Annotated in this window: 8 protein-coding genes; 3 read left to right on the top strand and 5 right to left on the bottom strand. The window is 68.0% G+C overall.

Annotation, left to right across the window (positions count from 1 at the left end; genetic code table 11):
- Positions 1-30 precede the first annotated feature (30 nt).
- The 3 genes from ABFX56_RS07125 to ABFX56_RS07115 are packed head-to-tail and all read left to right on the top strand — an operon-like array spanning position 31 to position 4,579.
- Positions 31-1,656: a GMC family oxidoreductase gene (locus tag ABFX56_RS07125; RefSeq protein WP_346232559.1), complete on the top strand. Its 1,626-nt coding sequence runs from the start codon at positions 31-33 to the stop codon at positions 1,654-1,656.
- A gap of 22 nt (positions 1,657-1,678) precedes the next feature.
- A complete protein-coding gene (locus ABFX56_RS07120) occupies positions 1,679-3,469 on the top strand; it encodes a thiamine pyrophosphate-requiring protein (RefSeq protein WP_346232558.1) in 1,791 nt (596 codons plus the stop codon).
- A 6-nt stretch (positions 3,470-3,475) separates the two neighbouring features.
- A complete protein-coding gene (locus tag ABFX56_RS07115; protein WP_346232557.1) occupies positions 3,476-4,579 on the top strand; it encodes an enolase C-terminal domain-like protein in 1,104 nt (367 codons plus the stop codon).
- 95 nt (positions 4,580-4,674) lie between these two features.
- Here the strand turns inward: ABFX56_RS07115 and ABFX56_RS07110 are convergent, their stop codons facing one another.
- From ABFX56_RS07110 to aroA, 5 genes are all read right to left on the bottom strand, one after another.
- On the bottom strand, positions 4,675-5,877 hold the full coding sequence (locus ABFX56_RS07110) for an APC family permease (protein ID WP_428834426.1): 1,203 nt from the start codon (positions 5,875-5,877) through the stop codon (positions 4,675-4,677).
- 151 nt (positions 5,878-6,028) lie between these two features.
- Positions 6,029-8,083: an oxidoreductase gene (locus tag ABFX56_RS07105; RefSeq protein WP_346232555.1), complete on the bottom strand. Its 2,055-nt coding sequence runs from the start codon at positions 8,081-8,083 to the stop codon at positions 6,029-6,031.
- Positions 8,084-8,085: 2 nt separating this feature from the next.
- Positions 8,086-8,916: an SDR family oxidoreductase gene (locus ABFX56_RS07100; protein WP_346232554.1), complete on the bottom strand. Its 831-nt coding sequence runs from the start codon at positions 8,914-8,916 to the stop codon at positions 8,086-8,088.
- Positions 8,913-10,103, bottom strand: a complete 1,191-nt coding sequence (locus tag ABFX56_RS07095; RefSeq protein ID WP_346232553.1) for an acyl-CoA dehydrogenase family protein — start codon at positions 10,101-10,103, stop codon at positions 8,913-8,915. The genes ABFX56_RS07100 and ABFX56_RS07095 overlap by 4 nt, the downstream gene beginning before the upstream one ends.
- The gene (gene aroA / locus ABFX56_RS07090) at positions 10,051-13,152 is read right to left on the bottom strand and encodes a 3-phosphoshikimate 1-carboxyvinyltransferase (RefSeq protein WP_346232552.1); all 3,102 of its coding nucleotides are present in this window, start codon (positions 13,150-13,152) and stop codon (positions 10,051-10,053) included. Before aroA ends, ABFX56_RS07095 begins: the two co-directional genes overlap by 53 nt.
- Between the last annotated feature and the right edge of the window lie 101 nt (positions 13,153-13,253).

Genomic DNA, 13,253 nt, shown 5'->3' with positions numbered 1-13,253 from the left:
ACGAGCAACCCGGTATCTGCGAGGCACACCGTGTCCTCACGCAACGACTCCGCGTGGCTGCTCACAGCCAGCGGCTCGGAAATGCTGCCGCGGCTGCGCGAGAACATGCGCCGCTTCGATGACGACGATGAACTCGACCTCGTGATCGTGGGCTGCGGCGCCGGCGGATCCACCCTGCTGCAACGGCTTGCTCGGCGTGGCCTTCGCGTGGCTGCGCTGGATGCCGGCCCGTTTTGGAACCCCGAAACGGACTGGGTCAGCGACGAGGCCGGTTCACACCACCTGTACTGGACGGAGCCCCGGGTCATCGCGGGGACGGACCCCGTGCCGCTCGGCTCCAATAACTCGGGCCGAGGAGTCGGCGGCTCCATGGTGCACTACGCCGGATACACGCCGAGGTTCCATCCCAGCGACTTCCACACTTTCACCGGCGACGGTGTCGGCGCCGACTGGCCACTGGACTACCAGGACCTGAAACCGTACTACTCGGACATCGAGAACGAGCTGCCGGTGGCGGGGGAGCACTGGCCGTGGGGTGACCCGCACTCCTATCCGCAGCGCCCGCATCCGGTGTCCGGCAACGGCGAACTGTTCCAGCGCGGCGCGCTGACCTGTGGGATCCCCACCAAGGTCGGGCCGGTCGCCATTGTCAACGGCCGCTTCGGAAACCGCCCGCACTGCATCTACCGCGGGTTCTGCCTGCAGGGCTGCAAGGTCAACGCCAAAGCATCGCCGCTCATCACCCATATCCCGGATGCCCTCGACCACGGCGCCGAAGTGCGCTCCGATGCGATGGTGACCAAGGTGGAGATTGACGGGCGCACGGGGCTTGCCACCGGGGTGCACTACATCAAGAACGGCCGAGCGCACTTTCAGGCGGCCCGCATGGTCGCCATCGCCGGATACTCCATCGAGACGCCACGGCTGCTGCTCAACTCGGTGTCGCCGAGATTCCCCGACGGGCTTTGCAACGATTTCGACCTGGTCGGTCGCTACCTCATGGTGCAGGGCGCGCCGCAGACGGCCGGCAGGTTCGCATCCGAGGTGCGCATGTGGAAGGCACCGCCGCCGGAGGTGAGCACCGAGGCGTTCTACGAGACCGACCCGCACGCCGCCTACAAGCGCGGGTTCTCGGTGCAGACGGTATCGCCGCTGCCGATCACGTGGGCCGAGCACGTGATGGCGCAGGGCTACTGGGGTGCGAGCCTGCGCAACTACATGAGCGACTACGTGCACTGGGCCTGCCTCGGTGCCCTGTGCGAATTCCTGCCGCAGGCGGGCAACCGGGTGACGCTTGCACAAGAAACCGATCGCAACGGCCTACCCATCGCCCGGTTCGAGTACTCCCAGTGCGACAACGACCGGCAGTTGGTGACTGCCGCCCAGGAGGTGATGGAGCGCATCCTCACGGCGGCGGGCGCGCAGGAGGTCATCACCATTCAGCGGTTCGCGCACCTGGTCGGGGGAGCCAGGATGGCGGCGGACGAAGAGCACGGCGTCGTGAACGCTGACTGCCGCAGCTTCGCTGTTCCCAACCTGCTGATCTGCGACGGCAGCGTGCTGCCGACTCAAGGGGCCGCGAATCCGGCGTTGACCATCATGGCCCTCGCCGCCCGCGCCGCCGACCGACTGGCCACAGCGGGTACAGCGGCATAGTGCGCACGGAAAGGAGACCGACATGGCGCAGCAAGTAGCAGATTATCTGGTGGGCCGATTGCGGGAGTGGGGTGTGCAGAAGGTGTTCGCCTACCCCGGTGACGGCATCAACGGCATCGTCGCGGCGTTCGGGCGCGCCGACAACGAGCCACAGTTCATCCAGGCCAGGCACGAGGAGATGGCGGCGTTCGAGGCGGTCGGCTACGCCAAGTTCACCGACACCTTCGGGGTGTGTCTGGCGACATCCGGACCCGGCGCGATCCACCTGCTCAACGGGCTCTACGATGCGAAACTCGACCACGTTCCCGTCGTGGCCATCGTAGGCCAGACCGCCCGGAGCGCGATGGGTGGCTCCTACCAACAGGAAGTGGACCTGCTCACCCTGTTCAAGGATGTTGCCGGCGACTACGTGCAGATGGTGACCGTGCCGGAGCAGCTGCCCAATGTACTGGACCGCGCCATCCGGATCGCGCAAACCAGGCGATCGGTCACCGCCGTCATCATCCCCTCCGACGTGCAAGAGCTGGACTACGCGGCGCCGACCCACGAGTTCAAGATGGTGCCATCGAGTGTCGGCGTCGACTGGGGCAGCACCGCCCCGGACCCGGAGGCCATTCGTGCGGCGGCCGATCTGCTCAACGATGGGACGAAGGTGGCGATGCTCGTCGGCAACGGAGCGCGCGGCGCCAGAACCGAACTGGAGCAGGTGGCCGACCTGCTCGGCGCCGGGGTGGCGAAGGCGTTGCTGGGCAAGGACGTGCTCTCCGACGAGTTGCCGTATGTCACCGGATCGATCGGGCTGCTGGGCACCAAGCCCAGTTACGACCTGATGATGGAGTGCGACACGCTGCTCACGATCGGTTCGAGCTTTCCGTACACCCAGTTCATGCCGGAATCCGGCAGCGCCAGAGGGGTGCAGATCGACCTGGATCCCACCATGATCGGGATGCGGTACCCGTACGAACTCAACATCGTCGGCGACGCGAAGGCGACACTGCAGGCCCTCATCCCGCTGCTGAACCGCAAGGAAGACCGGTCCTGGCGTGAAAACGTCGAATCGGGTGTTGGGAAGTGGTGGGAAACCATGCGGAAGCGGGCGATGGTGTCCGCCGACCCGATCAATCCGATGCGGCTGTTCTCCGAGCTGTCATCCCGGTTGCCGGATGATGCCATCGTGACGGCCGACTCCGGATCATCGGCGAACTGGTACGCACGTCACCTGAAATTCCATGGGGACATCCGTGGTTCACTCTCGGGCACACTGGCCACCATGGGACCCGGCGTGCCGTACGGCATCGGCGCCAAGTTCGGTAATCCGACCAGACCGGTGATTGTGTTCGCCGGCGACGGCGCCATGCAGATGAACGGCATGGCCGAGCTGATCACGCTCAAGCGGTACTGGGAGCAGTGGTCTGATCCCCGCTTCATCGTCGCCGTGCTGCACAACAACGACCTCAACGAGGTCACCTGGGAACTGCGCGCCATGGGTGGCTCCCCGAAATTCGTCGAGTCGCAGCGGCTGCCCGATGTCGACTACGCCGGATTCGCCAACAGCCTCGGCCTGCGCGGGGTGCCGGTCACCGACCCGGAGGAACTGGGCGTCGCCTGGGAGCAGGCGCTGTCGGCGGATCGACCGACGGTACTCGACGTGCACGTCGACCCGGATGTGCCGCCGATCCCACCGCACGCGACCTTCGAGCAGGCCAAGGATCTCGCCGAGGCGATGCTCAAGGGCGACGTGGATCGGTGGGGGGTGCTCAAGGAACTGGTCAAGACCAAGGCGCAGGAGTTCCTTCCGCACGGCAAGGACTGACGTGCCATGCTCGACGCGACGATCGACCGTGTCGACGCGGCCGTCTACGTGATTCCGACCGACGCGCCGGAGGCAGACGGGACCATCGCCTGGCAGTCGACGACCATGGTGCTGGTGGAAGTGGCATCCGGCGACATGGTCGGAACCGGATGGACCTACGGCGCCGCCGAATGCGCCTCCATCGTGACGAGCATGCTTTCTCCACTGCTGCGCACTCGCAGCGCGCTCGACGTAGCCGGCCGGTTCGACGACATGGTGAAGTCGGTGCGCAACAGCGGACGTCAGGGCGCGATCGGTTATGCGATCTCTGCCGTGGATGTGGCGCTGTGGGACCTGAAGGCGCGGCTACTCGGCCTGCCGCTGTACCGGCTGCTCGGTGCGGTGCGCACGGATGTGCCGGTATACGGCAGCGGCGGATTCACCTCGTATGGCGCGGATGCGCTGCGTTCCCAGTTGGATGGCTGGGTGCACGGGCAGGGCATCCCGAGGGTGAAGATCAAGATCGGTCAGGACTGGGGCGGCGATACCGAGCGCGATCTGGCACGGATGCGTCAGGCACGCGCGACGATCGGCGCCCACACCGAACTCTTCGTCGACGCCAACGGTGGCTACCGGGCCAAACAGGCGATCCGGGTGATGCGGCAGGCAGAGGATCTGGACATCCACTGGCTGGAAGAGCCGGTGTCCTCCGATGATCTGGACGGCTTGCGCGAGGTGCGCGAGGCAGTTCCGGCGGATGTCGCTGCGGGGGAGTACGGCTTCGACCTGGTCTACTTTCGGCGGCTCTGCGATGCGCGCGCGGTGGATTGCGTGCAGGTGGATGCCACCCGCTGCGGCGGCATCACCGAGTGGCTGCGGGCCGCGGCGGTGGCCGCCTCGCACGGGTTGGAGGTGTCGGGGCACTGTGCGCCGCACGTGCACGTGCACGTTGCCGCCGCCACACCGAACCTGCGACACCTGGAGTGGTTCCACGACCACGTGCGGATCGAGTCACTGCTGTTCGATGGCACCCTCGACCCGACAGGAGGCATCCTGCATCCTGATGCATCCGCTCCCGGCACCGGCCTCACCTTCAAGCGCGCGGATGCCGCCCCCTTCCGTGTGTCTTAACCCGTTTCACGGAGTTTCTGTCTCCGAGGGGCCTCATTGCCGACGGAATGGGCCGGCTGTGACGGTTTTTCCTTGAAACGGGATGGGGCGGGGGCCTAGGTGGCGGGATGTGCGTGGGTGATCAGGCGGTAGAGAATGCCCACCAGCAGCACGACGACGCCGATGCCGATGGCCGGCAGCGGGACCGTGGCGACCAGCACCAGGCATCCGGTCCCACCGAGCACTTGCAGCGCCTTCGGATAGCGCCGCTGCTCACGCCTCTGGCTGAACGCCGCCACGTTGGCCACAAAGTAGTACAGCAGCACCCCGAACGAGGAGAACCCGATCGCCCCACGCAGGTCCACGCCGACCACCAAGATGCCGACCACCGCCGCCAGGGCCACTTCGGCGCGGTGCGGCACCTTGAACCGCGGATGCACGGCGGCCAGCCACCGGGGCAAGTCGCCCTCGCGCGCCATCGCCAGCCCGGTACGGCCGATCCCGGCAATGAGGGCGAGCAGCGCGCCGAGACTCGCGGCCGCGCCGCCGACCCGGACCAGGGGCACGGCCCAGTCCCACCCGCTGCCCTGCACCGTGAGCGCCAGCGGTGCCGTCGAGCCGGCGACGGCATCCGGTCCCAGAGTGCCCAGCACGGTGACCGCGATGACCGCGTAAATCACCACGGTGATCGCCAGCGCGATGGTGATGGCGGCCGGGATGGTGCGGGAGGGCGCGCGTACCTCCTCACCCATGGTCGCGATGCGCGCGTAACCGGCGAAAGCGAAGAACAACAGGCCGGCGGACTGCAGGATGCCGTACCAGCCGTGGGCGACCAGGCCACCGTCACGCAGGCCGCCGTCCAGGATTCCGCCGACGACCGGCAGGCCGGCACCGACGCCGGAGGCGACCACGACCGCGAGGGTGATCAGCACACCGGTGACGATGATCCTGGTCGCCAGCGCGGTCCTGGTCACCCCTCGGTAGTTCACCGCCGCGAGCGCGACCACGGCGGCCACCGCGACGGGTCGCTCCCAGCCGGCCGGGGCGGCGTACGCGGCGAAGGTCAGCGCCATGGCGGCGCAACTGGCCGTCTTGCCGATCACGAAACTCCAGCCGGCGAGGAATCCCCACCAGGGCCCCAGTTGCCTGCGGCCGTACACGTACGTGCCGCCGGACACCGGATACACCGCCGCCAGCTGCGCCGACGACGTCGCGTTGCAGAACGCCACGAGCGCGGCGATCACCAGACCGATGAGCAGCCCGTTGCCCGCGGCGCGGGCGGCGGGGGCGAACGCCGCGAACACGCCGGCGCCTATCATCGAGCCGAGGCCGATGAACACCGCGTCACCGAGTCCCAGCCGCCGGTCGAGTGCTGACGTCACTCCTGCACTGTAACCCCGCGGCAGATGCCTTTTCGGACGAAACGGGCCGCCGCGGCGGGGTTGCTGGTCCGGAATGGCATCGCCGGGGCTAGCCGGCGGCGAGGGCCGTTCCGACGCGCAGGCCCTGCTCGAATGCCGCGACGGCGTTCATCCCCGAGGTGTGCAAGGCGCCGCCGATCACCGTGTGCGCGAGACCGGATGCCCGCAGCCGGGCCGACAGCGGATCGTTCGGCACCTGGCCAGCCGCGATCACCACGGTGTCGGCCTCGATGAGCTGCTTCCGCCCGTCGTGCTCGATCCACACCCCGTCCGCGACGATACGGTCGTAGCGCACGTCGGTGATGGTGCGCACCCCGGCGGCCCGGATCGCCTGCACGACGGCCCACCGGGTGGTGATGCCCATGCCGGCGCCGATGGATCCGCTGCGGCGCATCACCGTGATCTTCCGCCGTGCCGGCGTGGTCGGGCCGACAGCCAGCCCGTGCGCAGCGAGGAACCGGGAGGCTTCCTCCGACTCGGTGGCGGGGGCCGGTTCGCCGATCCGGCTGCCGGTGCCGACCTCGACAAGCAGGTGGGCAAGATCCACCGCGATCCCGCCCGCCCCGATCACGGCCACGCGCTCGCCGATCGAGGAGACGTCGGCGAAGGCCTGTGGGTAATCGACGACGTGGGGCAGCCCGACGCCGGGGACGGCGGCGGTGCGCGGCAGCACCCCGGTCGCCAGCACCACGTGGTCTACGGTGCCGAGCTGCGCGGCATCCGAGACCGCATGGCCGAGCCGGAACCGAACACCGAGCCGGCGGAGTTCGTGCTCGAAATACCGCACCGTCTCGAGGAAGTCGGCCTTGCCTGGCACCATCCCGGCCATCAAGAACTGCCCGCCGATGCGCCGCCCGGCGTCCCACAGCGTGACCTTCGCGCCACCGGCGGCCAGTGCCCTGGCCGCTTCCATCCCGGCGGGGCCGGCCCCGACCACGGCGACCGAGCGCGGTGCACCGGACCGGATGCCGGATGCCGGGAACTGCCACTCCCGCCCGGCGCGGGGGTTGACCAGGCACGACACCGGCGCCGTGCCCAGTGAGTGGTCGATGCAGGCCTCGTTGCAGCCGATGCAGGTGTTCACCAGGGCGGTGTCGCCCGAAAACGACTTCGACACGATGAACGGGTCAGCCAGGAAGGGTCGGGCCATCGAGACCAGATCGGCCTTCCCGGCCGCCACGATCCGCTCCGCCTGCGGAATCGAGTTCACTCGATTGGAGCCGATCACCGGCACCGCCGCCCCCGCATCCGCCAGCGCGGCCCGCACCCGCGCTGCGACGTCGATCCACACTCCGTGAGGCACGAGCGACTGCGTCGTGGGCACCCGGGACTCGTGCCAGCCAATGCCGACGTCGATGGCATCCGCCCCGGCCGCCACGTGCGCGATCGCCAGGTCGTCCACCTCCTGCGGCGTGGAGGAATTCGGCACGAGGTCGGCCCCGGACATCCGCACCAGCAGCGGCGCCGATCCCACGGCGGCGCGCACCGCCGCGGTCACCGCGGTCGGGAAGGCGCGGCGTCGGTCGGAATCGCCGCCCCACTCGTCGTCGCGGAGATTGGTGACCGGGGAGGCGAACTGGTTGATCAGATAGCCCTCGGAGCCCATAATTTCCACCGCATCGAAGCCGAGCCGGATCGCCTGCGCACCGCCGGCCGCAAAGTCCGCGATGGTCGCCTCGATCTGCGTCGTCGTCATCGGCTCCGGAGTGCACTTCGAATAGCTGCTGTACACCGCGGACGGGCCGAGCGGATGGATGCCGAACGTGGCCTGCTCGGCGTAGCGTCCGGCGTGGAAGAGTTGCAACCCGATCAGGCCGCCCGCCTCGTGAACCGCGTCGACGACGCGCCGCCATCGGTCCCAGTGCTCCGGTTCGTTGATCAGCGCGTATCCGGGCCCGCCCGCACCGGCCCGGCTCACCGCTGCCCCTCCGGTGATCATCAGGCCGGCGCCGCCGCGGGCCCGTTCGGCGTAGAAGGATTGCAGTTCCGGCCCGTCGGTGGTCTCCAGGTTGAGGTGCATGGAGCCCATCAGCACGCGGTGCGGGAGCCGTAGCGTGCCGATCGCCAGGGGAGCGCGCAGGTGCGGGAACCGGAGCGCGGCCATGGTCAGCCGCGCGTCGGGCGAGGCGGCAACGCGACCGGTGCCGTGGTGTCGTGGTAGTACGGCGGGGCGGCGACGGTCATCCCGCCGTCGACGACGATCACCTGACCGGTGATGTATGCCGAGTTCGGTGACAGCAGGAATTCGACGGCGTTCGCCATGTCGTCCACCGTGCCCGGCTTGCCCAGCGGGATGGCATCCAGCACCTTCTGCATCGGAGCCATGCCGGGAATGGAATAGAAGTAGTCGAGGGAGTCGGATTCGATGAGGCCGCCGTTGACCCCGTTGACGTTGATGCCGTAACCGGCGAACTCCACCGCCATGTATCTGATGAACGACTCGATCGCGGCCTTGTTCGGTCCGAGCACCGCGTAGGTGGCGAATCCGCGCAGGCTGCCGTAACTCGACACCGCCACGATGCGTCCGCCGTTGTCCATCAGCTTCACGGCTTCCTGCGCCCCGAGTACGAACGGTCTCACGTTGGTGGCGTAGGAGCGGTCCAGGTGGTGCGGCTTCAGGTCGACGACCTTCTTGAACGCTGAGGCCGCGGCGTTGTTGACGAAGTAGTCCAGGCGGCCGTACTCGCCGGCGACGGCGTCGAACAGCCGCACGATGTCCTCTGGCTGCTCCACGTCTGCTTGCACGGCGAGGGCGGCGCCGCCCAGGCTCCGCGCTTCGCGCACCACCTCGTCGGCCAGTTCCGCGTTCTTGCGGAAGTTCACCACCACGCTGGCGCCCTGCGCCGCGAGCTTGAGGGCCAGGCAGCGGCCGATTCCCCTGGATGCGCCGGTGATCAAGGCCACCTTGCCCGAATACGTTCCCGCCGCGGAGTTCATCGCTTCGACTCCGCCGCTCGGGCGAACACGTCTCGGGCGATGACCGTCTTCTGGATCTCGTTGGTGCCCTCTTCGAACCGCTGCGCCCTGGCATCCCGATAGACGCGCTCGATCGGCTCGGACTTCCAGTAGCCGATCCCGCCGTGCACCTGGAGCGCCTTGTCGGTGACCCTGGTCAGCATGTCGACGGCGGTGAGCTTCGCCATCGACGACAGCGCCGGGGCGTCGGGCGAATCGTCCTCCCACCGGCCGGCGGCGTGCAGTACCAGGGCTTTGGCGGCCTGGATGTCTGCCTCGTTCTCCGCAATCATGAAGCTGATCGCCTGTCGGGAGGCGATCGATTTGCCGAACGTGACCCGTTTCAGGGCATATTCGACGGCGAGTTGCTGGGCGCGTTCGGCCAGTCCCACGCAGCTCATGGCCACCGAGATGCGGCTCGGCGTGAGGAACCCGCCCAGGGCGATCGCCAGTCCGTCGCCCTCCTGGCCCAGCCGTTGGGACACCGGCACCGGTGTGTTGTCGAAGGTGAGCCGCGCGTGGTCGGTGCCTCGCACCCCCATGGTGTTGGAGGTGTCCTCCACGGTGACACCGGGTGCCGTGCGGTCGACAAGCAGTCCGACGGTGCCGTCCTTGCCGATGCTGTGCTCAAGGCGCGCGAACAGCAGCCAATAATCGCAGTTGACGCCAAAGGTGATCAGGTGCTTCTGGCCGCTGAGGTAATAGGTGTCACCGTCCCGGCGTACCGAGCAGCTGAGGTCGGCGCCGGTGCCGTTGCCCGGCTCGGTGAGGGTGAACGCCACCGTGATGTCCCCGGCGATGGACGGCTTGACGAACTTCTCACGCTGCTCGGGCGAAGCGTACGGATTCATCGACCGCCAGGTGCCGTTGACCACGTGCACGATCATCCGGATGGAGGCGTGCGAGCGGGAGAACACCTCCATCAGTCCCATCCACTGCACGAAACTGAGTCCTCGCCCGCCGAGTTCGACCGGGGCCGCCAGGCCCAGGAAACCGAGCTGCTTCAGTTCGTCCCGGAGTTCGGCCGGCACGACGCCGGTCTGTTCGATCTGCTGTGCCCACACCTCGCCTGGGCCGTCCACCCATGCGGTGACGCGCTCAAGGATCCGGTCGTAGTCAGGCTGATCGACCCGGCTTCCTCGACCGTCGGACGTTACGGGCTGGAGCATTGTCATTGGCTGCGAGTTCCTTCTTGGTGACGAGTACGGAGAGTCGTTGCGGCTTAAGCCCGGCGGCCTGCTCTCGGAGCAGGAATTTCTGTATCTTACCGACGGCATTGCGCGGGATCGCGTCGATGACCTCGAGCCGCTCCGGCCAGTAGTGCTTGGACACCTCATGCTCGTCGAGAAAATGCTGCAGCGCGCTGAACGACAGTTTGGCCCCGGGCAGCAGGGTGACGAACGCGCACGCGCGCTCACCGAGCCGTTCGTCCGGCATGGCAACGATGGCGACATCGTCGACCGACGGATGCGTGTAGATCAGCTGTTCGATCTCGGACACCGGGATCTTCTCGCCGCCCCGGTTGATGACGTCGCGCACTCGTCCGGTGATCCGAAGGTACCCTTCGTCGTCGAGGGTGGCGAGGTCGCCAGTGCGGTACCAGCCGTCGGCGGTGAAGACTTCGGCCGTGAGGTCCGGCCGGTCCAGGTAGCCGTCGAACACCGTGGGCCCGCTGAGTTCGAAGTTGCCCTCGGCACCGGGCGGCAGCGGAGCGCCGGTGTCATCGACGATGCGCAGACTCACTCCGGGCATCGCCCGCCCGTCGCTGCCCCACATCTTGGCGGGGGAGTCGAACGGCGAGGCGAGCGCCGCAAGTCCGGTCTCGGTGGTGCCGAACGCTCCGCACACGGCCGTGCCGAGCACCCGAGTGGCGCGTTCTGCCAGGGCGCGCGGTACCGCGGCGCCGGTGGCCACGAAGATGCGCAGGCGGCTGGGGGCCACAGCGCCCGCGTCGACGGCGCGCACCAAGTCGGTGAGGAACGGCGTCGCGGCCTGCACGAACGTGCCCTCCCAGCCGCGCAGCACCTCCAGCGCGCGTTTCGGGTCCCAAATGGCCTGCACGATCTGCGGCACACCCAGCGCGAAGGCCAGCCACATCCCGTACAGGAACCCGGTTTGATGAGCCAGCGGTGACGGGATGTAAATCACGTCGTGAGCGGTCAGACCGAGGTGCTGCACCTCCATCTGTGCGGCGCGGCTCAGCGTGCGATGGGTGTGCACGACGCCCTTCGGTTCGCCGGACGTCCCCGAGGTGAACAACAGCTGCGCCGCATCCGTCGGTGACGGCGACCGCTCCTGAATCGCGTCGCGGTCCACGACCGCCGACGCCAGCGCCTGATGCCAGCCGTGCCACTGCACGGTGGGGTTCGTGCAGTGCGGCAGGATGCGCGCCGTGCCCGGGGTGTCGTGGAGCACGAGCACGTGCTCCAGCGGGAGCGCCTCGTGTCGGGGTGCGGCCGCGTTCACCGGCCGGCTGAGCAGGTCGGCGACTTCGGCGGCGTGGGACCGAGCTCGGAAGTTGTCGATCACCACGAGTACCTTCGCGCCGGCTCGTTTGAGCGCGAAGGCCACCTCGCGCTGTCGGAAGATCGGCATGATCGGGCAGATCACCGCTCCGATCCGCATGGCGGCGGCGGCCGCTACGATGAATTCCCGGCCGTTGGGCAGCTGCACGGCGACCCGGTCGCCTGGCTTGACGCCCAAGCTGAGGAACAGTGCCGCGGCCTTGTCCACCTCGGTGTCCAGTTCCAGCCAGCTGGTGTGTCCCGTGCGATCCCACCGGGCGTCCACGACGGCCAGCGCATGCGGCTTCTCCCGCGCCCAGAGGCGGATCCAGTCTGGGCCGGTCATGGTCTCCGCGCCGGCCGCGCTCGCCACGGGACCGTGTGCGGCCTCCGAGCGGCGGGCCGGCCTGGCCGGCCCCTGTTCCACCTCCATCGCAATGCCGAAGGTCTGCATGGCCTCGACGAATCGCGGGTAGGAGATTCGGTACGCATTCGGGTAGGTCAACGTCGACCGGCCCTCCGCCGCGGACGCCGCCACAGCCAGCGACATCAGCACTCGATGATCGTTGAACGAGGACAGATGGGCGCTGCTGAGTGAATCCACCCCGCGGACACGCAGGCTGCTCCCATCGAAGGTCAACTGCCCGCCCATGCTGTTCAGCTGCAGCATCGACACCACACGGTCGGACTCTTTCAACCGCACGTGCTCGACATTGGTCAGCACGCTCTCCCCGTCGGCGGTGGCGGCCAGCGCGGAGAGGATCGGAAGCATGTCGGGCAGTCGGCGGCAGTCGATCTCGGCCGGACGCAAACGGATGCCGTCATGCCGCACGCGCACGCCGCCGGATGCGGCGTCGAATTCCATCGGCAACCCCATGGCGTGCACGATGTCGAGGAACTCCGCCTCCGGGTGATCCGACCCGAGAGAGGACGTTTGCGACAAGCCCCGCAGCAGGACGTCAGCAGGGTGCAGGGCGGCTACCGCGAGACCGAACGCGGCCGAGCCGATGTCGGGCGGCAGGGTGAGGTCGCACGGCTGCGCGGTTTGGTTCGGCTCGATGTCGAACCGGGACCAGTCGTCGGAGACCGTGACCTGCAGGTTGAACTTCGCCATCATCGCCACGGTCAATTCGACGTAACTGCGTTCGTTGAGGTGCCCGTCGACGAGGATCGTGGTGTGCTGCGAGGCGAACGGCGCCATCAGGACGAGACCGGACACCCACTGGGACAGCGTGCCGGCGATGTGGGTCACTCCGCCACGCGGCCGACGCGCCGTCACGATGATCGGCGGACAGCCATCTGTACTCGAGGTCTGCACGCCCAGGTCGGTCAGGGACCGCAGCAGCGGACCGACCGGACGCCTGCGGAAATACCGCTGGCCGGTCACCGTCACATCGGCGTCGGCCAGACTGGCCAGACCGAGCATGAAGTACAGCGTCGTACCCGAACTGCCGACCGACACCGGGTTCTTCCCGCGCCGATATGGCCCGCCGTGCACCAAGAACGTGTCTCCCTCTCGGTCGATCCTGGTGCCGAGGGAGCGCAACAGCGCGATGGTCGACTGCACGTGGCCGGCGTCGCTGAGGCCGGAAATGCGGCTCAGGCCCGGTGCGAGTGAGGCCAGGATGAGCGCCCGATGCGCGTGATACTTCGAGTTCGGTACGGTCACCTCGCCGCGGACCCGTTCCCCACCGCCAACTACCGACAGATGCACACTCGCCTCCGAACGGCCAGGAATGGCCGGTACTTTTGCTCAACTCCTATTCTTGCCCACAGAAGTGGATCGGCCTCACGATTGAACGCCTTCTGGCGCGT

Source organism: Parafrigoribacterium mesophilum (genome assembly GCF_039652555.1).
GTDB lineage: Bacteria > Actinomycetota > Actinomycetes > Actinomycetales > Microbacteriaceae > Parafrigoribacterium > Parafrigoribacterium mesophilum.
This window is presented reverse-complemented; position numbering and strand designations above follow the sequence as displayed.